Raw genomic sequence first — 23698 nt, 5'->3', positions numbered from 1 at the left:
AAGATTGCACTCCGGACCACCCGACGAGCAATCTTTGCAACCACATGTCATGCGATTTCCGGGACGATAAACACATGCACCACCACGTTCCGTCCCGCACAGCCACACCGGACGCCGCCCCGGTCGCGGCTCGGGCTCCAGCCGACCGGCGCCACCAGATCACCCTGGGAGTCCGCGACTCCTTCTCCGCGGGTCTCGGGATCTTCCCCCTGGGCATCGCCCTCGGCCTGCTGATCATCCAGGCCGGCCTCCCCTGGTGGCTCGCTCCCGCCCTGTCCCTGGCCGCGTTCGCCGGCTCGCTGGAACTGCTGCTGGTCGGCATGATGGCCACCGTCACTCCGCTGGCCGCCATGATCGACGAGGCGTACGCCGTGAACGCCTCCCTGCCCGAGGCGGAACGCTCGGCGGCCCGGCTGCTGGCGATGCAGATCGCCTGCGAGACCTACTGGGTCGGCGGCGGTCTGGTCGGGGTCGCGCTCGGCGCCGCGCTGCCCGCGCCGATCAAGGGTCTGGAGTTCGCTCTGTGCGCCCTGTTCACCGTGCTCACCCTGGACGCGCTCCGCTCCCGCGGCGAGATTCCCTCCGTCCTGTTCGCCGGTGCGAGTGCCACCGTCGCGCTCGTACTGACGCCCGGCCTCGCCATGTTCACCGCGTTGCTGATGTTCGTCGGCCTGCTGCTGGTGCGCCACACGCTCACTGCTCGCCGGCCCACCCAGGAGACCGCCGATGCCTAGCACCCCGTACCTCGTCGCCGTCCTGGCGATCGTCTTCAGCATCACCCTGGCCCTGCGTGCCCTGCCCTTCGCGGTGCTGCGCACCCTGCGCGGCTCGGCGATGGTGCGGCAGCTGTCGGTGTGGATGCCGGTCGGCATCCTCGCGATCCTCGCCGTGACGGCCCTGCACGGCGCGATCACGCACGACCCGCACGGAACGCGGTATGCGCTGCTCGCGGTCGCCGTCACCATCGGCGTCCATCTGGGCTTCGGCCGCCGCACGATCCTGAGCGTGGGCATAGGCACCGCCGTCTACGTCGTCCTGCTCAACACCCTTTGACTCTTTGCCCCTTTGACTCTTTGCCCCTTAGCCCCCTTGACGAGCCCTGCGAACAGCCCGAGGAGAAACGTCCGTTGAACACCGGCACCCCGGTCCCCGACAGCTACTACGAGCGCATCGACGAGCACCGCTACAAGCCGACGGCCCACGCGGGCGGCGCCTGGGACCCCGACGAACAGCACTTCAGCCCGCTCGGCGGCCTCGTCGTCCACGCCATCGATCGCCACCTGGCCGCGCGACCGGACACCGGCCTGGTACCGGCCCGGATCAGTTACGACATCCTGGGCCGTCTCGCCCTCGACGAGTGCGAGATCCGGGTGGACACCGTCCGTCCAGGCCGCACCATCGAGTTGATCGAAGCCGTCGTGCTCATCGCCGGCCGGCCCGTTGTCCGGGCTCGTGCCTGGCTCCTCGCCACCGTCGACACCTCGGCCGTCGCCGCCGGCCCCGACGACCGGCTCGTCCCTCCCGAGGCGCTCGCCCCGTGGCCGATGACCTCGGTGTGGCCCGGCGGGTACATCGCCTCCCTGGACGTCCGCCCGCTCGCACCACCCGCGCCGGGCCGCACGACCGCCTGGATCTCCACCCGCGTCGACCTCGTCGCCGGCGAGCCCAGCAGCACGCTCGCGTCCTACCTCGCCCTCGTCGACACCGCGAACGGCATCGCCGTACGACAGCCGCCCACCGCCTGGATGTACCCCAACGTCGACCTGACGGTCCACCTCCACCGCCAACCCGAGGGCCACTGGACCGGCTTGGACACCACGGTCACCTTCGGCCCCACCGGCCAGGGCCTCACGAGCACCGTCCTGCACGACCTCAACGGCCCCGTCGGACACGCCCAGCAGATCCTCACCGTCCGCCCCATGCCTCACCGGTGACGGGCCGCGGTACCAAGCGATGTCATCCAGGAGTGGCACACGCGCCGGGCGCGGTGTCGTGCCGGAAATTCGGTTGACCGTGGTGGTGCGGTGCGGGCTAGGTTCCACGCATGGCCGAGATTCAGGGTTCGTACGACGATCTGTTCTCCGCGGTACCCGACGCGCTGGCCGAGTTGCTGGACGCCGGGGACGTGGGTGCCTCGGTGGCGGTCTTCGTGGACGGCGAGCCGGTGGTGGACGTCTGGGGTGGATTCGCCGACGCGGACCGCACGAACCCGTGGCAACGCGACACGATCGCAGGCGTCTGGTCGGTCACCAAGACGATGACGGCACTGTGTGCCCTCGTCCTGGCCGACCGCGGCGAGCTCGACCTGACCGCGCCGGTCGCCCGGTACTGGCCGGAGTTCGCCGCGGCGGGCAAGGGCGGGGTGCTGGTGCGGCATCTGCTCGCGCACACCGCGGGCCTGCCCGACTGGGACGGGTCGACAACGGCCGACGATCTCTACGACTGGCCGTCCGCCACGGCGCGGCTCGCCGCGCAGGCTCCGCAGTGGGAGCCGGGCACCACGGCGGGATACCACTCCCTCACCCAGGGGTTCCTGGTCGGCGAGGTCGTGCGCCGGATCACCGGCCGCACCCTGGGTGAGTTCTTCGCCGACGAGGTGGCCGGGCCGCTGGTCGCGGACTTCCACATCGGGCTGTCCGCCGAACACGACCACCGGGTCGCGCTCTCGATCCCGCCGCTGTCGCGCGACGAGGACTACGTCGCGAGCGCGCCCGGCAAAACCTCAACTCCTGCCGTTGAAGGCGGGATACGGGTCCGTGACGGGAACAGCGTCGCCTGGCGCCGCGCGCAGATCCCCGCGGCGAGCGGGTTCGGCAATGCCCGCTCGGTCGCGCTCGTGCAGTCGGTGATGGCGTGCGGCGGAACGACGCGTGGCGTGCGGCTGCTGTCGCGGGCGGGCTGCGACCGTGCGTGGGAGGAACAGTTCCGCGGCGAGGACCACATCCTGGGCATGCCGATGCGGTACGGCATGGGGTACGGCCTGTTCGGCAACACCTACGGCTGGAGTGGCTGGGGCGGCTCGACGGTCATGATCGAGCCCGACGCGCGCATGGCGGTGTCGTACGTGACGAACCAGATGCGCGAGACCGGGGACGACTACCGGGGACTCGAGGTGGTGATGGCGGCCTACGACGGGCTCAAGGGCCTGGGCGCCGGGCGATGACTGGGTCCCGCTACCACGACTGAGCCTCAGTACGCCGCTCTCGCAACCAGTCATCGATGACCGCAAAGTCCGCAACCGTCAGGCCGATCGCGGAATCGACACGGTGGAGGAGGGCGTGCCCGCGATGGTGCGTTGACACCCATGCGTGATCGAGATCGGTGATCCCGTCGTCGACCCAGATGAACGGGCGTCCTGCGGCAGCTTGGACGAGGGCTTTGGTCTTCCAGTTCAGCACGCCGGCCTCGAACTCCTCCGGCACGTCCGGCAAGTCGTCCACCGGAAGCCGAGGCAGCCCGAGCAGCGGAGCTATCACCTCGTTGGCACTTTCCCTCCATGCGGTGGCCCACATCAGAACGCAGGGCAGCGCCAGCAGACGGGCACCGTGCCCAAGGTCGATCTCTGCCAGCTGAGGATTCGACATGTCCTGCCAGTCGTCCCATCCTTCAGGGGTCGATGGAAGCCTCGCTCCGCCATAGGGCAGGAGCGTTCCATCGACGTCCAGGAAGAGGAGCGGGCGCTCTCCGTCACCGGTCATGGCTGCACGGTATCGGCTCTTCGCGCCGACGAGCAGCCGCGTCTGCACCCAGCCCGTTCCGGTCCCGAGACCGTGAGCCCGTCTTCCTCGAGACGGTCACGATCTCCTCGCCCACGGAGCCGAGGCGGTCGACGAAGGAACTCATACGCCCGGCGGTCATCGCCTGGCCGATGGACTCACCGTCTCGCCCGACGGCTGCCGCGCTCGTTTCGGTCCTCGTCACGGACTGCGCGAGCACGCGGATCAGTGCGATCGGGGTTCAATAGCGGAGTGGTGGACTGGGCAGAAGCGCGTGATTGCTGGTTCGAGGTTGATCGTGTTCCGGAGCTCTTGGAACTGGTCCAGCGCCAGGACGACGCGGAGGCGTGGAAAGAGCTGGGATGGCGGCTTGTCCTTGAGCATGAGACTCGGATCTGCTCAAGTACGGCGATCATCTGAGGGGCGTCGCCCCGCTGAAGGGCGCGTGCAAGTGCACCACACACCACGAGGTGACCGTTAATGAGTGGCTGCCGTCGGCGATGGTCCCGATAATCGCCATGGCCGTGGACAGGTATCCGCCGGGCCAGGGGCTTGATGAATGGGGTGGACGCGCTGCTGGCAGCGTATGACGAGCAGGTGCGAGGGCATATCCCGGAGCGGGCGCCGGTAGGAGCCGTGGTCGAGCGGGACGGACCGGCGATTCGGACTCACTACGGCACGCACGGCGCCGTTCGACACTCTCCCTTGACCGACGAAACCGACCCAACGGAAGTCACCGGGCTGATCCGTCGGCAGCAAGAGGCGTTCGCCACCCGGTGCGAGCCCGCCGAGTGGCGGGCGTACAGTCACGACCCGATCCAGATGGACGAGCCGCTGCGCGCCGCCGGTTTCACGGCCGTCGGACCGACGCGGACGCTGCTCATCGCTGAACTCGACGAACTGGTCGGTGAGGTGACACCGGCGAGGGGCATGCGTGTGCGCAAACTGGGATACGGCTACCGCCGACTTCGCGAGCTGGACCGTCTGGTCGAGGCCTGCGGTCCCTACACGCGCGGCCTCGCGGACATCCGCGAGGACCACGGGAACTCGCTGAACTGGGGCCTGAACGTCCAGCTCCTGGAGGCAGAGACCAGCGTCGTCGGCGCAGGCTGGGCGGAGGCCGTGGGATCGACAGAGTTCGCGGCCGTTCGGGGTTTGACCGGCCCCCACGCAGATTTCCTCCCCCACTGGGTCCGCTGGGCCCGCAACAGCCGGAACCTCCACATGGGCACAGGGCCGGCGCCGGACCGCCGCTATCTCACAGCCGAGGCGCCGACCGGTCCGGTCCTGGATGCCCTTCTCGCAGCCGGCTTACGCGCTGTCTCGACCGTACGCGTCTACGCGTGGACGCCGAACGGCACGCCACCCGCCAGCTCCCGCCCGGTGTCCATGCTGCTCGACGATCGGGATCACGACGCGCTGTGCGACGAGTTCAAGTCCCTCTTCGCTTTCAATCCCAGCTACACCTACTACCCGGCCATTGACGAGCCGTCCGACTCCGTCACCTGGCATGTCGGGGACGTCACCGACACTCGTCACACCTACCGCCTGAGGCGAGACCTCCCCGACGACCATCAGGTGGCGCGTCTCCAGGACGTCATCGAACGCGGCCTGCGCGCCCACGTCCGCCCCGGCGAGCAGCTCTACTCGGTCAGTTGGTGGCACCAGGGTTACCGTTTCGACCCCGCGCGCGTTGGCGGGCCAGGGCAGCCGACCTGGCCGGGCGCCGCGTGCTGGGAAGGCGAGTACTACAAGCTCCTCACCCGCGACCTGCGTATGGGCACCTTCTGGCACCCATGGGAAGAGTCCTTGTGCGTCTTCGGCGCCGAGCTCCTGACCGAGGTCGAGGAGGATCTCACAGCCATCCTCGGCACCGTGATGCGCCGGGGCGGCCGCAACGTCGGCAACGTTTGGACTTACGAATCAGAAGGCAGGTCATGAGGATTCCCGACGGCCCCAAGCGAGACGCCACCACTACCGAATCATCGAAGCCGGGCCCGGCCTCACTCCCCCTGTCCCCTCGTTGAAGAGTCATCCCGTCGCGCGACCGAAGGCACGCTCTCACAGCTTCCATGAGAATCGGTCGGCCATGTCTCATGCCCGCTTGGGCGTTCTCGACCCCTATGCGGCCAAGCCGGAGAAGCGCCCCGGCACTCGTCCTTCCCGAACTGCCCTTCGTCGACTACGCCAACGGGCGCCCCTTGGCCTGGGGGCGATCAAGATGCCGGCCGCGAGCAGGACGTCGACCTCGCCGGCCGTCATCACCGACATCGAGGCCAGCAGGACCTTGCGCCGCCCTAGCCGGTCACCTACATGGCCGAACACCAGCGCGCCGGGCCGAAGAAGGCACGGGACAGCACGGTGGTCATGAACAGGTACAGCGTGAAGTCGTACCACTCGACCACCGTCGAGAACGCCGCCACCCACATGGACGCACGCGGCAGGCCGGCCGCGCTGCCTGGCCGTAGCATCGTTTCGATACGAATATCGATTCGATGTGATTGTGAGACAATCGGCCCCATGCTGGAACTCGCCATACTGGGCTTCCTCGCCGAAGGCGCCTTGCCGGGTCATGAGCTGCGCCGCCGTGTCTCCCACCTGACCGGCTACACCCGACCGGTCAGTGACGGCAGCCTCTACCCGGCCATCAACCGTCTCGCCAAGGCGGGTCTTCTCGAGCGGCGGGCGGACCCGCAGGCGGGCGGCGCCCGCTACGTGCTCAGCCTGACCGAGGCCGGCCGCACCGAGATGCTCGATCGCCTGCGCAAGCCGGCCGACCACGAGATCACCGACCACACCCGGTTCTACACGGTGCTGTCCTTCCTTTCCCTGCTCCCCGACGCAGCCGAACGACATGCGGTGCTGCGCAGGCGTCTGCAGTTCCTGGAGGAGCCGGCGAGCTTCTTCTACGACGGAGAGCGGCCCGTACGCGCCGAGGAGGTCGCCGATCCCTACCGGCGCGGCATGATGCTCACCGCCCGTGCCACCAGCCGCGCCGAACGCGCCTGGATCCGCGAGGAGTTGGGCGAGACACCACCCGAGAACCCCTGACAGACACCGGAGGTACTTCCATGCTCGCGTCCTGGTACGACCAACACGGCCCCGCCACCGACGTCCTGAACGTCGGCGAACTGCCCGACCCCCAGCCCGGTCCCGGTGAGGTGCGGGTCCGTGTGAGCGTGTCGGGCGTCAATCCCGGCGACACCAAGAAGCGGCGCGGCTGGCTCGGCTCCTCGATGCCGTACCCGAGAGTTGTCCCGCACAGCGACGCCGCCGGCGTCATCGATGAGATCGGCGAGGGAGTTGACCCTGTCCGCGCGGGAGAGCGGGTCTGGGTCTACGGCGCCCAGTCCTACCGGCCCTTCGGCACCGCCGCCCAGTACACCGTCGTACCCGATCATCAGGCCGTACGGCTCCCCGACCACCTCAGCGACGAACTCGGCGCAAGCCTGGGTATCCCCGGCATCACCGCCCACCGCGCTGTGTTCGCCGACGGCCCGGTCGACGGCCGGATCATCCTCGTGCACGGTGTTCTCGGCGGCGTCGGCTCCCTGGCCTCCCAGCTCGCCCGCTGGGGCGGCGCCACCGTCATCGGCACCGTCCGGCACGGCGGCGACCTGGACCGCGTCGACCCGGCCGTCGTCTCCCACGCCGTCGCCCTCGACTCCGCCCATCCGGCAACGGCGATCCGCTCGTACGCGCCCGAGGGCGTCCACCGTGTTGTCGAGGTGTCCCTGTCCGCCAACGCCGACCTCGACAACGCCGTCGTCGCACCCGACGCCGTCGTCGCCGCGTACGGCACCCACGCCGACCGCACCGAACTCCCCTTCTGGCCGCTGCTGTTCAACAACGTCACCCTTCGCCTGCTCGGCAGCGACGACTTCCCCACCGCGGCCAAACGCCAGGCCGCCCGGGACCTCACCGCCGCGGCCGCCGTCGGCGCCCTCACCGTCGACGTCGGCGACCGCTGCCCGCTCGAGGACATCGCCAAGGCCCATGACCGTGTCGACACCGGCGGACGCGGCCGGGTGCTGGTCGCAGTCCCTCACTGACCAGCGCCGGTCGCCGGCCACGTCGGACCCGAGCCCTGCCGGAAGGTCGAGGGGCATCACCTGGCTCATATAGCCATGCAGGATCTTCCAGTCGATCGGGTTGACACCCGCGGCCCGCACCGCGAGCCGCACCTGGCCGGGGCCGGGGTGGGCGGCGGCACATCCACAACACTCAGCACGTCGGTGCTGCCGTACTCGGAGAACTGCGCTGCGAGAGACATCTGCTTCGACTCCAAGCCGTCAGGGGCAACTACTGTTGGGGGCTGGGCACAAGGGCATCACTCACCGCAGGGCCCCGAGTGATCGCAGTACGGCTGACGGCCGCTCCGCCCGCAGGCGCACAGAATCGCCCTGGTCTCGGCGCGCGTACCTTCCGCGGTGTCCACGCTCATCTCACCGCGCACGGTCAGTTGCCCGATGACGTTACGGGTTATATGCGTGGGCCGGTTGGGGGACTCCGTCCCGCCGTCCGCGAGTTGATAACGCAGCGCGCCCGAGGGGCGGCGTCGTACCACTTCGGCCACGCGGTCGGCGGTCCGGCTGGATCCACGGGCGCCTGGCCGTGTCGAACACTTCCGGCAGGCCATGGACGCATTCGGCGGCGTGCAGGCAGCGCCCGGCCTCGAAGGTGACCGTGATCGACGGCCCCTCGTACGCCTTGATATCGACTTCCCCGCTCATACCGGCCTCCGTCACCGCCGTGTTCGGCTGTTCAGTCGTTCGTTCAGTCGCTGACCTTGCTGCGGGACTGGTACAGCAGGTCCTGGTACTCGGGATGGCGCGCGATCCAGCCCGCGAAGAAGTGACACGTGGCCAGCACGCGCAGCCCCGAGGCGCGTGCCTCGTCGAGGGCGGTGCGGACCAGTGCGGATCCGACGCCCCTGCCCTCATACTCCGGCGCGACCTCGGTGTGCACGAACGCGACGAGTTCCGTCGTACGGATGTACTCCGCGACGCCGGCGACCCTGGACTCTCCGTCGACACGGGCCTCGTAGCGCTTCGCTCCGGGCACGTCGCTCACTTCGACCGCCATGTGTCCTCCTCTTGGCCCTGATCCCGCTCGACCCCACGGCAGTCCCGTCGGTCCGCCCACCACACCAACCCCACTCAGTTGATGCATCAACTTATTCTCCCCATCGGGCCTGGGTGCAGACAGATAGGTGAGCTGTCAACAATCTCGTTACACTGCACTCATGAACGAGACACCGCGCTGGCTCGACCCCGAGCAGAAGACTGCCTGGGACAGTCTCATCCGCATGCAGGAGAAGCTCATCGGCCGACTGTCTCGCCGGGTGCAGGCCGACTCCAAGATGTCCGCCGCCGACTACATCGTGCTCGCCAAGCTCACCGAAGAAGGCGGCGGACGGCTGCGCTTCCTGGAATTGACCAAGCTGGTCGAGTGGGAGAAGAGCCGGATGTCCCACCAGGTCACGCGCATGGCCAAGCGCGGCCTGGTGACCAGGGAGGAGTGCCCCGACGACGGCCGCGGAGCGTTCGTCGTCGCCACCCCGGCCGGCTACGCGGCGATCGAAGCCGCCGCCCCCCTCCATGTCGAACACGTCCGCCGACTCTTCATCGAGGCCTTGACCCAGGAAGAGCTCAGCACGCTCGCCCAGATCTCGAACCGTGTCCTGGAGCACATGGAGAAGCAGCCGGACTGACCGAGCGACCGAGCGACCGGTGCGAAGTCGCCGATTCACGGGGCCGGAATCGACTCATCGACCACTCCCCTCGCGAGGCGAGACCGACACTCCTCCAGGGGCGGGAACTTCCGAGCGAACCGCTGGAATACCAGCGCTCGGCGTCACGTTCACAGATCGAGTTGATACATCAACCATACGGAGATGGGTGCGATGCAGTTCGGGATCTTCACCGTCGGTGACGTGACCACCGATCCGACCACCGGCCGGACACCGACCGAGCACGAGCGGATCAAGGCGATGGTGACCATCGCGCAGAAGGCCGAGGAGGTGGGCATGGACGTCTTCGCGACCGGTGAACACCACAACCGGCCGTTCGTACCCTCCTCGCCCACCACCATGCTGGGCTGGATCGCCGCGCGCACCGACCGCATCATCCTCTCCACGGCCACCACGCTGATCACCACCAACGACCCGGTGAAGATCGCCGAGGACTACGCGATGCTCCAGCACCTCGCCGACGGGCGCGTGGACCTCATGATGGGCCGCGGCAACACCGGCCCGGTCTACCCCTGGTTCGGCAAGGACATCCGCCAGGGCATCCCGCTCGCCATCGAGAACTACGCGCTGTTGCACCAACTGTGGCGCCAGGAAGTCGTCGACTGGGAGGGCAGGTTCCGCACGCCCCTGCAGTCCTTCACCTCCACCCCTCGCCCACTGGACGACGTACCCCCGTTCGTCTGGCACGGCTCCATCCGCTCCCCCGAGATCGCCGAACAGGCCGCCTACTACGGCGACGGCTTCTTCGCCAACAACATCTTCTGGCCCAAGGAGCACTTCCAGAAGCTGATCAACCTCTACCGCGAGCGCTACGCCCACTACGGCCACGGCACCCCCGAACAGGCCATCGTCGGCGTCGGCGGCCACATCTACATGCGCCACAACTCCCAGTCCGCCGTACGCGAGTTCCGCCCCTACTTCGACAACTCACCCCAGATGGGTGGCGGCCCCTCCCTGGAGCAGTACATGGACGAGACACCACTGACCGTCGGCAGCCCCCAGCAGGTCATCGAGAAGACGCTCACCTTCCGCGAGCACTTCGGCGACTACCAGCGCCAGTTGTTCAACGTCGACGGCGTCGGCATACCCCTGAAGACCGTGCTGGAACAGCTCGACATCCTCGGCGAAGAAGTCGTACCCGTCCTGCGCAAGGAATTCGCCAAGAACCGACCGGCCACCGTGCCCAACGCTCCCACACACTCATCGCTGATCGCCGCTCGCGACGCCGAACGCATGTCCGCGGGGTCGACCGGCTGAGTCTTCGCACTGCGCGAGAGCCCGCTCGTAAGGAACGCCAGACCGAAGTCCCGCAGGCCGTCGAGGACTTCGACAGCGGCCGTCCCGGCTCCGAGGACGCCGGACGGCTGCCGCACACAACTCCAGGAAGGGATACGTCATGATCGACAACCTCAACGACTACCAGCCGAACGGCGATGTCGCGGCCGACCGCTGGGCAACCGCCCGGCACCTCTTCGACAACGGCGTCGGTGTCCCCCACGAGGAGACCACCGTCGAGCGCTGGGAGCGGGCCCAAGCGCGCTTCGCAGCCAAGGACTACACCGGCGCCGCCAAGCTACTCGCCGCCGTCGTCGAGGAAGTCCCCGAGCAGACCGGCCCCCGGCTGCTGCTGGCCCGCGCGTACTACCACTCCGCGCAACTGGGGCGGGCCGAGGAGCAGTTGCGCCAGATCATCGACCGCGACCCGGTCGAGCACTACGCCCACCTGATGCTCGGACGCACCCTGGAACGCCAGGCGCGCCACGACGAGGCCGCGACTTGGCTCCGCATGGCCGCCGCGTTCACCGGCGAACTCCCGGCCGACAGCCTCTGAGCAACGTACTTCTCGCCTCCCGCGCGCAGAGACGCGACCGGGCGCACTGCGGGGGGGGATCCCGCCGGTCCTCCGCACTCTGCGCCGGCCCACGGCGACTGCGTCAAGGCCCTGAAACTCCTGAGGTGACGTGCCGACTCAGCAGGGCCAGGCCGCCTTGGGGGGAGCAGGGCAACAGCCGCCACCAGGAACCCGGCGACGGCGTGGGGATGGACCACGATGCCTCCGGATCGTGTCAGCGGGGGATCAGAGTACGACGCGGTAGTGGGTGGTCAGGCGCCGGTCGTCGTCAAGGATGTGGAACGCAAGGCCGGGCGGTTGATCGCGGTCTGCGACGTGATCGCTCTCCCAGGGCAGGCGCAAGGTCCAAGTGATGGCCGGTCCGACGATCAGCGGACGCGCGGCGAAGGTCGAGGCGGCGGCGGTGTGGGCGTGGCCGGTGAGGACGGCGGCGACCTGCGGGTGCGCGCCGAGCAGGTCGGCCAGTTGTCCGGGCTCTTCGAGCATGCCGGAGTCGGGCAGTGGGTGATGAAGTTCGACCGGCGGCTGATGGAAGGCGATCAGCGCCGTGGCGTCCTGCGGCAGTGCGGCGAGGGTGGTGTCGATCCAGGCGAGTGTTTGGGCGTCGAGACGTCCTTCGTCGCGGCCCGGGATGGTGGAGTCGCACATCAGGATGGTGGTGCCGGCGATGTGGTGGGCCTGGTTGATGGGGCCCTGGTCGGGTGCGTCTCCGAGCAGGGCCTTGCGGTAGGCCGGTCGCGCGTCGTGGTTTCCGGGGCAGGTGAGCACGGGGAAGGGCGCGGTCAGGATCTGAGCCGCTTCCTCGTACTCGGCCTCCGCGCCGTGATCGGCGATGTCCCCGGTGACGAGGAGCGCGTCGACCGGGTGGGACAGGGCTCGCAGGTGGTCCATGACACGGGTGGCGCGTCGGGTCGCCCTCTCGCTGCCGTCCAGGTGCAGGTCGCTGATTTGTGCAAGCAGCGTCATTCCGCCATCTCCTCCAGTGGCGGACCCTGCCGCCGGCCTGTGCCGGGGCAGGTGTCGCCGCCCACCCCAGTTCCTAACGGAAGTTTTTGATTTTCCGTTAGGAACCTTAGGGTGTGCGCAGGGATGTGATCAAGTGGTTGACGACCGGGCACCGAGAGGGAAGGGGATGCCTTGTGGAGCGCTGGCTGGCATTGGAACTGGCGAGCACGATTCGTCACGACGGAGACGGCGGCGTCGCCGATGACCTCGCCACGGTCCAGGGAACAACGCGCTGGATCCAAGAGCAGGGGGATCTGCTGGCCGGCCGCATTCCGGCTGGAGAACTCTCAGCGGATGAAACCCTCAGGCTCGGGATCATCGAGCTTCGGCAGGCAGTCCGGGCCCTGTTCGCCCGAGCGGTCAGTCCCGCTCCCCCCAGCCCGGCGGACGTCCATCGCCTGATGCCTGCCGACCAGGCGCTGGCCCACCTCAATACGGTTGCCGCGCGGGAACCGGTCGCTCCCCAGATGGACTGGCCCGCCGAGGGAGTCCCTACCGCCCGGCTGCTGTCGGCGGAGAACGATCCGTACGTTCGGCTTGTCGCGGCCCTGGCCCGAGCCGCCATCGACTTTCTCAGCGGCCCGCAGCGCATGCAGTTGCGATCCTGCACCGCGCCCCGTTGTGTGCGCTACTTCGTCAAGAGTCACGGGCGGCAGGAGTGGTGCAAGCCGTCGTGCGGAAACCGTGCCCGAGCGGCTCGCCACTACAGGCGTCAGCGCACGACAGTTGATGGCGGTTCCGCCCCGTCCTGATCGACGGGGGGACCCCCAGGCCGCGGAGTGCCGTGGGTTCATGCGAACGGAAGGGTTCTCGGTGGTATCTCAAGGGGCCGTCGTCGTGCTCCGCGGAGCTGGTTCAGTGAGTTCGACTCCACCTCGCGACCACGCCGCTTCCTGGTTCCCTGAACGGGCGGGACGGTGAGCGGGTCAGCCAAGAGGGCGGCGGTAGCGCAACTTGTTGAGAGAGGCCCCACCGGTGGTGTCTTCCACAGCTGCGCCGTCTGCGCGCCAGCCGGCGGCTTCGTAGAAGCGCCGGGCGCGTTCGTTGTCTTCCAGGACCCACAAGGTGGCTTGCGTGTAGTCGGCCTGTCCGAGAGTCGTCAATGTGGCCAGCATCAACTGTTTTCCGGTCCCGGTACTCCAGACCTCGGGCATCGCGTAAAGCGTGCCGATTTCCGCGATGTCGGGGGTCTCCTGAGATGGGCCGAAACTCGCGAATCCAACGATCCCCGCCTCGGTTTCGGCTACCAGCACTCCCGACGATGGCCACCGTGTCTCGGCGATGCGTGTCTTCCACTCGGACTCTTCGCGGCTTGGGTCCATGGCGTCGAGGTAGTGCTGACAGTGCCCGTGGGTCGCACGCCCTGTCGGTACGGTCGATCTCCCCGGCGGTCAGGGGCGGCGGACGGGTGTTTCGATTCCTGCCGTTCCTCCGTGCTGGGCGGGGAAGCCCAGCCGACGAAGCCTGTTTGCGCAGATCTGTCGTGCGCCTTTCCCGCGATGGGCGGGACAGGCGATTAAATACCGGAGCATGACTACAGAGCCGCAGCGCTTCAAGATCTTGTTGGTCCCTGAACACGTCGAGGACAGAGGCGACGCCTCCGTAGAGGACTCGGCCGTACGATCGGCAGTCGTCGAGGCGACAGGCGAGACTGGCGCCTCGGGCTACCCCCGCTACGCCGGGGACGGGATCGTGGCCGACATCGACCCCAGTACGCGCACGGTCGAGGCGGTGCTGGTCGATGGCGCAGAACTGGACTACGGCCTGAACGCTACGGTCGCTTCCTGATCCGCACTGTTCTCCCGATGGCGCCGCGCCATGAAGGCCAATGCCTGTTCGATGGCACCGACCGGCTTCCCAGCCCGCACGGGGTCTGACCGCAAGCCCGCTCCAGGCGCGACGTCACGACCGAGAACGGTCGGGTGCACGACCGTCAGACGTGCGGCCGGTCTCCCGTCTCCTGGTGCGGGAAGGACTGGTCGGCGCCCGGAAGGGTGGGTGCGGGCAGGGTCGCCACTTGCTCCTTCGCCTTCTCCAGTTGCCGCGCCGTGTCGTCGGGCAGGAGCGGCGGCAGCGATTGTGGCCGCGTGAAGCGGAAGGCCGAGGTGAAGTCGCCGAAGGCAGCGCGGCGCCAGGTGCTGATGTTCGGCTCCTGGACTCCGGTGAACTGTTCCAGGAACCGCAGGGCCGAGGTGTGGTCGAAGGCCTCCGAGGCCACCCAGCCGCCGACCGTCCACGGGGAGACAATGATCGCGGGGACGCGGAAGCCGCCTCCGATGGGCAGTCCCTGGACGAACTCGTCGGCGGTTCCGGCAGGAGGCGTTGGCGGCGGCACGTGGTCGAACAGGCCGTCGTTCTCGTCGTAGTTCAGGATGAACGCGGTCTTGCCCCAGACCTTCGGGTCGGAGGCGATCGCCTCGATCTTCGACGCGACGAAATCGGCGCCCGCGGCGGGTAGGTAGTCAGGGTGTTCGGACTGATGACTCGTCGGCATGATCCAGGACACGGCGGGCAGCCGGTCGTTGCGCGCGTCGTCCTCGAACGTGCCTTCGGGCTGGGGGCGTAGGCCGCGCTCGTACAGGTCGGACCCCGGCGCCGCCGCGCGGAAGTTCGCGAACTGCTCCAGCATGTTGCAGTCGTAGTCGTCGTCCTGCTGGTACACCTTCCAGCTGACCCCGGCCGCCTGGAGCCGCTCCGCGTACGTCGTCCACCGGTAGGGCGTCGGCGCCTTGTTGACGAGGACCGGCCCGCCCTGTGTGCCGCCCGGGTCGATCGTGCCGGTCATCCAGTACAGCCGGTTGGGCCAGGTCGGCCCGAACACGGAGCAGAAGTAGTTGTCGCAGATGGTGAAGGTCTCGGCGAGGGCGAACTGGAAGGGGATGTCCTCGCGGGTGTAGTAGCCCATCACGTACGGGCCGTTGATCCCGTCCGCCTTGCGGTGGGTCGGCAGCCAGCGGTCCATCTTCCCGCCGTTCCACGCTTCGTGCTGCACCGCCCACGCATGGCTGGTGGACGGGATCGCCTGGGCGCTGGACGTGTGGGTGTCGAGGTGGAAGGGGAGCAGATACCCCTTCGGATTCACCGCGTCGGGCTGGTAGAAGACCGACCGGCCGGTGTCGAGCTTCAGCGCGTGCGGGTCAGCGAAGCCGCGGACGCCGGACAGTGTGCCGAAGTAGTGGTCGAACGACCGGTTCTCCTGGCTCAGCATGACGACGTGTTCGATGTCGCGCAGCGAGCCGCGCTTCGGCGGCCCGGCCGCGACGGCCTTCTGGACGCTCGGCGGGAGGAGGGAGAGCGCCGCGGCACCACCCAGCACACCGGCAGCCGACCCCAGGAGTCTACGACGAGTCAACCCTGCCATGAACACCCCTTCTTGAGGCTGCGTCGGCTCTCCGGCATGCAGGTCGGTACACACACGCGCCGACCTGCTGGATCACTCTGCTCGGAGGAATCGGCGTGTGGGCGAAGGCGCACGGTGATCATGTGGACAAAGGTGCATGAGCTGACGGATCAGGTGATTTCCCGGCCGAGCGCACACCCATGGAGTGACCTGCCTCACAACCTGTCACAGCGATCGATGACTCGGTGTCTTGAGGCCGACCCCTTGGAAACGGAGGAGACACCATGAGTGAGAACACTGATGTGGTCGTGATCGGCGGCGGATACGCCGGCGTCATGGCGGCCAATCGCCTGACGCAGCGCGACGACGTGACCGTTACGTTGATCAACCCGCGCCGGACCTTCGTCGAGCGGATCCGTCTGCACCAACTGGTGGGTGGATCCCACGACGCGGTCGTCGACTACCGAAAGGTCCTGGGCGAGCGCGTCCGGCTGGTCGTCGACACCGTGACCCGGATCGACGCGGCCGAGCGGAGCGTGACGTTGGTGACCGGCGGCACGGTCGGCTACGACTATCTGGTCTACGCGGTGGGCAGTGGCAGCGCCGATCCGCAGGTGCCTGGTGCGGCCGAGTTCGCCTACCCGATCGCCGGCCTGGAGGAGGCGCAGCGGTTGCGGCCGGTCGTCGACGCCGCGCCCGCGACGGCCTCGGTGACCGTTGTCGGAGGCGGCGCGACCGGCATCGAGACCGCCGCCGAGCTGGCGGAGGCGGGCCGCACCGTGACCCTGGTCTGCGGCGGGGTGCTCGGCCCTTCCCTGCACCCTCGCGGTCGACGCTCGGTCGCCAAGCGGCTGGCCGGACTCGGTGTGACCGTACTCGAAGGCCCCGACGCGAAAGTGACGGCGGTGACTCGCGCTGCCGTACGGCTCAGTGGCGGCCGCGAACTGCCGAGCGAGGTGACCATCTGGACCGCCGGATTCGGCGTGCCGGACCTGGCCGCGCGCAGCGGGCTGAGCACAGACGCCTTGGGCCGCCTGCTCACGGACGAGACCTTGACGAGCGTGGACGACGTGCGCATCGTCGCGGCCGGGGACTCGGCGGCCCCCTCGGACCTGCCCTTCCGGATGAGCTGCCAGGCCGCGGTTCAACTGGGCCCGCAGGCCGCCGAAACAGTGCTCAGTCGGCTCGCGGGTGAGCAGCCCGCCCCCATCGACGTGGGGTTCGTCAGCCAGTGCATCAGCCTGGGGCGCCGCGCCGGTGTCTTTCAGCTCACCGGCAGGGATGACACCGCCAAGAGGTACTACCTCGGCGGCCGCCCGGGCGCGAAGCTCAAGGAGCTCATCTGCAAGGGCATTCCCTGGCAGCTGGCGTACGAGGCGCGCAAGCCCGGTTCGCGCACCTGGTGGACCAAGGATGCCAAGCGCCGACGGCTGCTGCAGGCCAAGCGTGGCGAAACGCCGACCACCGCCGAACGGGCAGCCTAGGACCTGTCCGGCCGATCACGACCGAGACGCGGGGGGTGGGATCTAACGGCCACCAGCGAAAGAGGACCTTGTTGTGGATGCACGCTTGAATGTCCGCGTCGACCAGCCCTGGCCGCGCAGGAGAGGGATCGAGATATGAGCGACCACGCCACCGACCGGGCGACCGAGACGTTCGTCGCCCACCGCAACCTGCTCTTCACCGTCGCCTACGAGATGCTCGGATCGGCGGCCGACGCCGAAGACGTCCTCCAGGAAACCTGGCTGCGGTGGGTCGAGGTCGACCTGGGGCAGGTGCATGACCAGCGCGCTTACCTCGTCCGGATCGCGACCCGGCAGTCGCTCAACCGGCTGCGCACCATGAAGCGCCGCAAGGAGGCGTACGTCGGCCCCTGGCTTCCCGAGCCGCTGCTCACCGCGCCCGACGTGGCCCAGGACGTCGAGCTCGCCGAGAGCGTGTCGATGGCGATGATGCTCGTCCTCGAAACGCTGTCGCCGACCGAACGCGCCGTCTTCGTACTGCGCGAGGTGTTCGATGTCAGCTACGAGGAGATCGCGGCCGCCGTCGACAAGAGCCCCGCGGCCGTCCGTCAGATCGCGCACCGCGCCCGTCGGCACGTCGATGCCCGCCGCCCCCGCGAAGTGGTCTCCCCGAGCAAGACCCGGGCCGCCCTGGAGTCGTTCCAGCACGCGCTCGAAACCGGGGACCTGCAAGACCTCATCGGTGTGCTCGCCCCGGAGGTGGTCTTTGTGGGCGACGGCGGCGGCGTCAAGCAGGCCGCGCTGCGGCCGGTCATCGGTGCCGCGAAAGTGGGCCGTTACATTCTCGGCGGCACAGGCAAGGCCAAGGGCACGCTCACCAGTGAGCCCACCATGGTCAACGGCAACCCGGCACTCGTCCTACGCCTGGATGGCGAGATCGACGGCGTCATGGCGACCCGCGTCGAGGACGCACGCATCACCGGTATCTACTACGTCCGCAACCCGGCCAAGCTGTCCCGCGTCGAATCCGAGACCCCACTCACCCTGCGATGAATACCGGTGGTGAAACAGCCGCGGCTGACAAGGTCCGACAAACCGGCCCCGGCACGTCCTCTCCCTGAGGGTCTCGGCCCTGCTGATCCCTCTGGTGTGACATCAGCGGCGGGCAGGCGGCCGGGATCGGGGCAGGGGCCGGGGCTGGGGCTGGGAACGTACGGCCGGCGCTCCTTGAGGAGGGTGAACTCGGTGTGCGTGCGGGCGAGCTCGCTGGTGAGCCGCTGGTTGAGTTGAGGCCCCGCGCCGCGCGATGCGGGCCTCGCGGGAATCGGCTGGTGCCCCGCGCCGCGCGACGCGGATCTCGCGGGGATCGGGCTGGTGCCCGGCACTGCCGCCCGGGCGGCGGCTCGACGTCACTCGAACTCGTCCTTGAGATGGCCCCAGGTCCGGTCGAGAGACGCGCGGGAGAAGCCCGCCTCGCGGGCGACGTCTTGACGCCGCATGCCCCGCCCGGAGGGATCTGCCCGGCCCCCAGCCGGTCCACGGCCGCGCGGATCCGGCGCTCGATCTGGTCGCGCCGGTCCTGACCGGGCGCCGTGCCATTCGGCCTTCCGGCTGCCTTGTCGATCTTTTCGAAGACGCTCATCGAGGACTCGTGCTCGGCCCGCAACCGGCCTTTCTCCCCGGCCGGGACGCGGGGGTTGGCCGGCAGGCCGACCCCGTTGTCTGCGGCGTGGTGACCGGGCGCCGAAGCTCCAGGATGACTGCGGTTCCGGCCACGGATCGGTCCTCGTACATCGTGACTACTTGGCCGGGCCGAAGGCGTCGCCACCGCGAAGCATCGAACGGAGCGAGTCGTATCGGGGCTCGCCCACCGGGCTCCAGGACGGGCGTGAACTCCACCCAGAGGCGCGCGATGTCGAGCACCGGTTCGCCGGTCGGGGTTCGGTTTCCGATGTCCCACATCGGTCGAAGGACGCCGACACCGGCGATGGGCGTCTGCCGCCGGGCTTCGGCAGCCGGACGGAGGGTGAGATCGGCCCGGATGAAGCCGTCTCCCTCGGGACCAGCAGGGAGGCCGCTTCGAGCAGTTGGGGACGTCCATGCCCCGATTCTGGACCGCCTCCCCCGCCCACACGGTTACTGGGGGGCTGCCAGGTGACGAGCATCAGCAGGTTGCGAGGGGCGCGGTGTTCGGGGCCGTATGACCGCTTCAGTCGGAAGTCGGGCGCAGGATCAGGCAGACGAAGCCGAAGACGTCCCGGTAGACACGCAGCCATTCGCCGCGGTGGGTGGTGGCTGCCGCCAGCGCCTGGGAACTGTCGGGTTCGTCGGGGTGGTCCAAAGCCCACGAGGCCAGCGACCCCGTCCAGGCCCATTCGTAGTCGTCGAGCTCCCGGCGCGTGCTGATGTGCCCGTCGACGGGTGTCCATCCGTCGGAGAGGACGCGGTCCATCGTGGTCGGCAGGTCGGCGAGGTCACCGAGCATCTCAACGGCCTCGGGAGAAGGCTCATGTGTCCAGATTCCGTCACCGATCAGAACACGTCCGCCGGGGGCCAAGTGCTTGCGTGCCGCCGCGAGGGTGGCGAGCAGGCCTCCGAAGGCATGCGTGGCCCCGACACTGACGACCAGGTCGAACGCGTGTGGGGCAGCGAAGTCCGTGGCATCCTCGTGGTGGAGGACGAGGCGCTCTTGAAGGCCCAGGACGCGCGCGGTCCTCCGAGCATGTGCCAGCGCGCTCTCGGAGGTGTCGACACCCTCCGCCCGCAGTTGCGGGTGCGCGGCCAGGGCACGCAGGAGCCACTCCCCACCACCGCAGCCGAGGTCGAGTACACGCGCGTCGCCTCGCGGGATGCCGCGTTCCAGCAGCTGGCGCACCGCGTCGTCGTCGAGCGGGGCCGCAATCGGATGATCCGCATGGGCAAGCCTGGAGATCTGTTCACGGTTCACCGGCGCAGCCTGGCATGAGCGGAGGCCGCACGCACCTGCTTTTCCTCCCGGGTCACGCCGAACAGATCGGACCGATGGGGCGGGTCCAACAGAGAGGACGGGTCCAAGACAGAGGGCGGATCGAACGGATGAGGCTGCGTCGGCTCGGGAAGAGGGCGCCCGCGACAACTGAGGTCGACCCGACTACCACCCCTTTAAAGGCTTTACAGGCTGGCTGCCGCCGCCAAGACCGGTGACCAGGTCCATCATTGATGTCACTCTGGAAAGGGCGCCGCTCGCCTCGGCGCCCGTCCCTCGCGACACCGATTCGCCAGCCTCACCACCCTGCTCCCGTAGAGGAACCTGATGCCGACCAACAGTAGACTTGTCAAGTACCTGACATCAGTGAGCGCGGTTCTCGCGCTGCTGACCACAGCGCCGACGGCAGTCGCCGCCGCCCCGAAACCCGTCGCCCCCAAACCCGTCGGCCCCAAGGCCCTCCCCCAGGCCACTGCCCAGGCGGCCGACACCTGGCAGCCGCCGCTGTCGACCCAGGGCCGGTACATCGTCGACGCCCAGGGAAATCGCTTCCGGCTGAAGTCGGCCAACTGGGATGGCGCACAGGGCTCGTGGACCGGAAGCGGCAGCAGCACCGACCCCGCCAACCACCACGCCGGACAGGACTCCTACGGCATCCCCCTCGGCCTAGACCGAGCCTCGCTGCCCGAACTGCTCGCCGACTTCCACGAACTCGGCATCAACAGCGTCCGGCTGCCGTTCTCCAACGAGATGATCCATGCGACAGCACCCGTGCCGGACGTGGCCGTCGCCGCCAATCCACAACTGCGCGGCAGGACGCCTCTGCAGATCTACGACGCCGTCGTGGCCGCCCTCACCCAGAGCGGGTTCGCGGTCATCCTCAACAACCATACGAACACCTCCCGTTGGTGCTGCGGCATCGACGGCAACGAACGGTGGAACAGCAGCCAGTCCACCCAACAGTGGGCGGACGACTGGGTCTTCATGGCCCGTCGCTACGCCGCCGACTCCCGTGTAGTGGGCGCCGACCTGTACAACGAGGTACGCCGCGACGTACTGGACGACCCCAACTGGGGCCTGGGCGACGGCCACGACTGGTACGCGGCCGCCCAGCAAGCCGCGGACCGCATCCTCACTGAGGCCAACCCCAACCTCCTCATCGTCATCGAGGGCATCAACTGGACCGGCGTGCCCGTCGACGGGCTGCCGCACGACCGGCCCACCCTCACCCCCGTGCGCACGCTCTCGCACACCCTCGTGGACACCCACAAGCTGGTCTACTCCGCCCACTTCTACGGCTACACCGGCCCCCGGCACAGCGGCGCCACCGGAATCGGCGAGACCCACGACGCCCGCTACCAGGACCTGACCCGCGACCAGCTGTACCAGGTCCTCGCCGACCAGGCCTTCTTCGTCACCACGGAAGGACAGCACTACACCGCGCCCGTGTGGATCAGCGAATTCGGCATAGGCGCCAATGAGACGGGCACGGCGGCCCGTACCTGGTTCGGCAACATCACCGACTACTTCGCCGACCATGACGCCGACTTCACCTACTGGCCCCTGGTCGGCTGGGAGGGCCACGACGACTGGGCCCTGCTGCGCTACGACACCGCGGGGCGACGGTACGGCATCCTCGACCAGGGCGACTGGCGCGGCACCGCCTGGAGTCACCTCATGACCTCTCCCACCCGCACCGGGTCCATCACGCCGGTCCCTGTCTGGCGCATGCTCGCCACCGACCACGGCGACCATGTGCAGTCTCTGCGGGTACGGGCCGGCGGCGACTGGGATTCGGGGGCCTACAAGGCCGCCTGCCCCGACGGCCTGCGGCTCATCGGCCTCAGCCACACCGCCGGCCGTGGTCTGTGCACCGACACCACCACCCGCGACCTGCGAGCCACGGGCAACGCCCAGACGGTCGTCACCGACGAACGCCACGTGCCCGCGGGCGGTGACTGGGCCGACGGTTACACCAAACTCCAGTGCCCCGCCGGGCAGTTCCTCATCGGCTACAGCCGCCGCGGTGACCGCTTGTCGGCGGCCCTGTGCGCACCCGCCCGCATCCCGCTGGAGGTCACCGGACGGACTGTCTGGTTCGACCGCTCCGACAACCGACCCGCCGACATGGCGGGCGGCGACTTCGCCTACGGCGCGTACAAGGGCCAGTGTTCCGCCAACGAGTACGCCGCCGGTATCGCCTTCACCACCCGTGTGGGCAGCACCGCGGGCCCCGCCGCCCTGTTGTGCACTCCGCTGGAGCCCTGAGCCCCTCACCGCCCCTCACCTCCGAATCGCCGCAGGTGGATGTTTCAGGCGCGCCGCGGCCGTGTGCGGGGTTACCGTCGGCGGCATGGACGGTGATCGCCGAGGGTGGCTCCAGTGTTCGCTCAGCGGGGCGGTCTTCGTCGTGTGCATGGCAGGCACCACGCTGCCGACCCCCCTATACGGCCTCTACCAGGAGAAGTTCGGATTCTCCGAGCTGACGGTCACCGTCGTGTACGCCCTGTACGCCTTCGGGGTCATCGGCGTGCTGCTGCTGGCGGGGAACGCCTCGGACGCCATGGGCAGGCGTCCGGTGCTGCTGTGGGGCCTGGGGTTCTCGGCGGCCAGCGCCGTCTGTTTCCTGGTCGCCACCGGGCTGGGCTGGCTGTATGCGGGGCGGCTGCTGTCGGGACTGTCCGCCGGCCTGTTCACGGGGGCTGCCACGGCGTACGTGATGGAGCTGGCACCGTACGGCGGCGCCTCCCGGGCCACGTTCGTGGCGACGGCCGCCAACATGGGCGGGCTGGGCTGCGGTCCGCTGCTCTCCGGAGTGCTCGCGCAGTACGCGGACTGGCCGCTGTACCTCCCGTTCGCCGTGCACCTCGCCCTGGTGGCCTGCTCGGCCGCCGTCCTGCTGTGGCTTCCGGAGACCGTGCGGGAGCGGCGGCCGCTGAGCGCCGTACGGCCGCAACGGCCCGGCCTGCCCCCGCAGGTGCGGACGGTGTTCGGGCCGGCGGCGATCGCCTCGTTCGTGGGCTTCGCGTTGTTCGGGGTGTTCACGTCGGTCAGCCCGGCGTTCCTCGCACAGTCCCTGAACGTGCGCAACCACGCCGTCAGCGGGCTGGTCGTCGCACTGGCCTTCTTCGCCTCGACGGCCGGACAACTCGCCGTCGGCCGGGTCGGGGTGGGGCGATCGCTGCCCCTGGGCTGCGCCGGGCTCCTCGCCGGGCTGGCGCTGCTCGCGGGCGCGCTGCGGTGGGACCTGCTGGCGCTGGTGGTGCTGAGCGCGATCGTCGGCGGGGGCGGGCAGGGGCTGGCGTTTCGCGGGGCGCTGTCGGCGGTGGCGGGGGCGTCTCCCGCGGATCAGCGCGCGGCGGTGATCTCGACGCTGTTCGTGGTGGCTTACGCGGGTATCTCGGTGCCGGTGATCGGTGTGGGGGTACTGGCGCGTCCGATCGGCCTGGAGGGCGCGGGGCTGGTGTTCATCGCCTGCATGGCCGTACTGGTCTCGACCGCGGGCGCGTACCTGCTGCGGCGACCGGTACCGGCCGGGACCGGGGACAGCACATAGCTGACCCAGTACTGCGAGAGGGGTACCGGGCGGAAGGCGAGAGCCGCGT

At 68.9% G+C, this 23698-nt stretch carries 23 protein-coding genes and 2 pseudogenes; 16 read left to right on the top strand and 9 right to left on the bottom strand.

What is annotated here, in order from left to right; translation table 11 throughout:
- Window positions 1–74 precede the first annotated feature (74 nt).
- The 4 genes from OG819_RS33655 to OG819_RS33640 all read left to right on the top strand — a co-directional run bounded on the left by OG819_RS33655 (window position 75) and on the right by OG819_RS33640 (window position 3163).
- Window positions 75–734 carry an AzlC family ABC transporter permease gene (locus tag OG819_RS33655; RefSeq protein WP_266652383.1) on the top strand — a complete coding sequence of 220 codons (660 nt, stop codon included), beginning with the start codon at window positions 75–77 and terminating at the stop codon, window positions 732–734.
- Window positions 727–1053, top strand: coding sequence for an AzlD domain-containing protein (locus OG819_RS33650; protein ID WP_266652381.1), 327 nt, complete (start codon window positions 727–729; stop codon window positions 1051–1053). The genes OG819_RS33655 and OG819_RS33650 overlap by 8 nt, the downstream gene beginning before the upstream one ends.
- Window positions 1054–1127: 74 nt before the next feature.
- Window positions 1128–1934 carry a thioesterase family protein gene (locus OG819_RS33645; RefSeq protein WP_266638538.1) on the top strand — a complete coding sequence of 269 codons (807 nt, stop codon included), beginning with the start codon at window positions 1128–1130 and terminating at the stop codon, window positions 1932–1934.
- Between the two features lie 110 nt (window positions 1935–2044).
- The gene (locus OG819_RS33640) at window positions 2045–3163 is read left to right on the top strand and encodes a serine hydrolase domain-containing protein (RefSeq protein ID WP_266652379.1); all 1119 of its coding nucleotides are present in this window, start codon (window positions 2045–2047) and stop codon (window positions 3161–3163) included.
- Between the two features lie 10 nt (window positions 3164–3173).
- Here the strand turns inward: OG819_RS33640 and OG819_RS33635 are convergent, their stop codons facing one another.
- A complete protein-coding gene (locus OG819_RS33635; protein WP_266652377.1) occupies window positions 3174–3698 on the bottom strand; it encodes an HAD domain-containing protein in 525 nt (174 codons plus the stop codon).
- A gap of 723 nt (window positions 3699–4421) precedes the next feature.
- Here OG819_RS33635 and OG819_RS33630 point away from each other — a divergent pair.
- A complete protein-coding gene (locus OG819_RS33630; RefSeq protein WP_266638541.1) occupies window positions 4422–5657 on the top strand; it encodes a DUF2716 domain-containing protein in 1236 nt (411 codons plus the stop codon).
- Between the two features lie 368 nt (window positions 5658–6025).
- Here OG819_RS33630 and OG819_RS33625 read toward each other — a convergent pair whose 3' ends face one another.
- On the bottom strand, window positions 6026–6253 hold the full coding sequence (locus OG819_RS33625; protein ID WP_266638542.1) for a hypothetical protein: 228 nt from the start codon (window positions 6251–6253) through the stop codon (window positions 6026–6028).
- Here OG819_RS33625 and OG819_RS33620 point away from each other — a divergent pair.
- Together OG819_RS33620 and OG819_RS33615 are read left to right on the top strand one after the other, a co-directional pair.
- Entirely contained in the window at window positions 6237–6767 is a 531-nt protein-coding gene (locus OG819_RS33620; protein ID WP_266638543.1) for a PadR family transcriptional regulator, read from the top strand. The genes OG819_RS33625 and OG819_RS33620 overlap by 17 nt on opposite strands.
- 20 nt (window positions 6768–6787) lie before the next feature.
- Window positions 6788–7768 (top strand): NADPH:quinone reductase, encoded by a 981-nt coding sequence (locus tag OG819_RS33615; protein WP_266638544.1) that lies wholly within the window; start codon window positions 6788–6790, stop codon window positions 7766–7768.
- A gap of 278 nt (window positions 7769–8046) precedes the next feature.
- Here OG819_RS33615 and OG819_RS33610 read toward each other — a convergent pair.
- Window positions 8047–8449: pseudogene (locus OG819_RS33610) on the bottom strand ((4Fe-4S)-binding protein).
- Between the two features lie 43 nt (window positions 8450–8492).
- Window positions 8493–8801 carry a GNAT family N-acetyltransferase gene (locus OG819_RS33605; protein WP_266418821.1) on the bottom strand — a complete coding sequence of 103 codons (309 nt, stop codon included), beginning with the start codon at window positions 8799–8801 and terminating at the stop codon, window positions 8493–8495.
- Window positions 8802–8961: 160 nt separating this feature from the next.
- Here OG819_RS33605 and OG819_RS33600 point away from each other — a divergent pair, with 160 nt between their 5' ends.
- The 3 genes from OG819_RS33600 to OG819_RS33590 all read left to right on the top strand — a co-directional run bounded on the left by OG819_RS33600 (window position 8962) and on the right by OG819_RS33590 (window position 11299).
- Window positions 8962–9429, top strand: coding sequence for a MarR family winged helix-turn-helix transcriptional regulator (locus tag OG819_RS33600; RefSeq protein ID WP_266652375.1), 468 nt, complete (start codon window positions 8962–8964; stop codon window positions 9427–9429).
- A 192-nt stretch (window positions 9430–9621) separates the two neighbouring features.
- Window positions 9622–10725, top strand: a complete 1104-nt coding sequence (locus OG819_RS33595) for an LLM class flavin-dependent oxidoreductase (protein ID WP_266638774.1) — start codon at window positions 9622–9624, stop codon at window positions 10723–10725.
- A gap of 139 nt (window positions 10726–10864) precedes the next feature.
- Window positions 10865–11299, top strand: a complete 435-nt coding sequence (locus OG819_RS33590) for a M48 family metallopeptidase (protein WP_266638546.1) — start codon at window positions 10865–10867, stop codon at window positions 11297–11299.
- Between the two features lie 246 nt (window positions 11300–11545).
- Here the strand turns inward: OG819_RS33590 and OG819_RS33585 are convergent, their stop codons facing one another.
- Entirely contained in the window at window positions 11546–12286 is a 741-nt protein-coding gene (locus tag OG819_RS33585) for a metallophosphoesterase (protein WP_266652373.1), read from the bottom strand.
- A 173-nt stretch (window positions 12287–12459) separates the two neighbouring features.
- Here OG819_RS33585 and OG819_RS33580 point away from each other — a divergent pair, with 173 nt between their 5' ends.
- A complete protein-coding gene (locus tag OG819_RS33580) occupies window positions 12460–13077 on the top strand; it encodes a CGNR zinc finger domain-containing protein (protein ID WP_266652371.1) in 618 nt (205 codons plus the stop codon).
- A gap of 174 nt (window positions 13078–13251) precedes the next feature.
- Here OG819_RS33580 and OG819_RS33575 read toward each other — a convergent pair whose 3' ends face one another.
- Window positions 13252–13647: a GNAT family N-acetyltransferase gene (locus tag OG819_RS33575; RefSeq protein WP_266652369.1), complete on the bottom strand. Its 396-nt coding sequence runs from the start codon at window positions 13645–13647 to the stop codon at window positions 13252–13254.
- 208 nt (window positions 13648–13855) lie between these two features.
- Between OG819_RS33575 and OG819_RS33570 the strand changes: the two genes are divergently transcribed.
- Window positions 13856–14113 carry a hypothetical protein gene (locus tag OG819_RS33570; RefSeq protein ID WP_266418809.1) on the top strand — a complete coding sequence of 86 codons (258 nt, stop codon included), beginning with the start codon at window positions 13856–13858 and terminating at the stop codon, window positions 14111–14113.
- A gap of 145 nt (window positions 14114–14258) precedes the next feature.
- Here the strand turns inward: OG819_RS33570 and OG819_RS33565 are convergent, their stop codons facing one another.
- Window positions 14259–15686, bottom strand: a complete 1428-nt coding sequence (locus tag OG819_RS33565) for an alkaline phosphatase family protein (RefSeq protein ID WP_266652367.1) — start codon at window positions 15684–15686, stop codon at window positions 14259–14261.
- 263 nt (window positions 15687–15949) lie between these two features.
- Between OG819_RS33565 and OG819_RS33560 the strand changes: the two genes are divergently transcribed.
- Together OG819_RS33560 and OG819_RS33555 are read left to right on the top strand one after the other, a co-directional pair.
- A complete protein-coding gene (locus OG819_RS33560) occupies window positions 15950–17149 on the top strand; it encodes an FAD-dependent oxidoreductase (RefSeq protein ID WP_266652365.1) in 1200 nt (399 codons plus the stop codon).
- Window positions 17150–17284: 135 nt separating this feature from the next.
- Window positions 17285–18181, top strand: coding sequence for an RNA polymerase sigma-70 factor (locus tag OG819_RS33555; protein WP_266638550.1), 897 nt, complete (start codon window positions 17285–17287; stop codon window positions 18179–18181).
- A 684-nt stretch (window positions 18182–18865) separates the two neighbouring features.
- On the opposite strand, the pseudogene OG819_RS33550 reads toward OG819_RS33555, so the two are convergent.
- Together OG819_RS33550 and OG819_RS33545 are read right to left on the bottom strand one after the other, a co-directional pair.
- A pseudogene (locus tag OG819_RS33550) lies at window positions 18866–19177 on the bottom strand (hypothetical protein); the annotation flags it as partial.
- Between the two features lie 160 nt (window positions 19178–19337).
- Window positions 19338–20075 (bottom strand): cyclopropane-fatty-acyl-phospholipid synthase family protein, encoded by a 738-nt coding sequence (locus OG819_RS33545; RefSeq protein ID WP_266638551.1) that lies wholly within the window; start codon window positions 20073–20075, stop codon window positions 19338–19340.
- Window positions 20076–20420: 345 nt separating this feature from the next.
- Here OG819_RS33545 and OG819_RS33540 point away from each other — a divergent pair, with 345 nt between their 5' ends.
- Window positions 20421–22361 (top strand): cellulase family glycosylhydrolase, encoded by a 1941-nt coding sequence (locus OG819_RS33540; RefSeq protein WP_266652363.1) that lies wholly within the window; start codon window positions 20421–20423, stop codon window positions 22359–22361.
- An 85-nt stretch (window positions 22362–22446) separates the two neighbouring features.
- A complete protein-coding gene (locus OG819_RS33535; protein ID WP_266638553.1) occupies window positions 22447–23649 on the top strand; it encodes an MFS transporter in 1203 nt (400 codons plus the stop codon).
- Window positions 23650–23698 lie beyond the last annotated feature (49 nt).

This window comes from Streptomyces sp. NBC_01549 (assembly GCF_026339955.1).
Taxonomy (GTDB): domain Bacteria; phylum Actinomycetota; class Actinomycetes; order Streptomycetales; family Streptomycetaceae; genus Streptomyces.
This window is presented reverse-complemented; position numbering and strand designations above follow the sequence as displayed.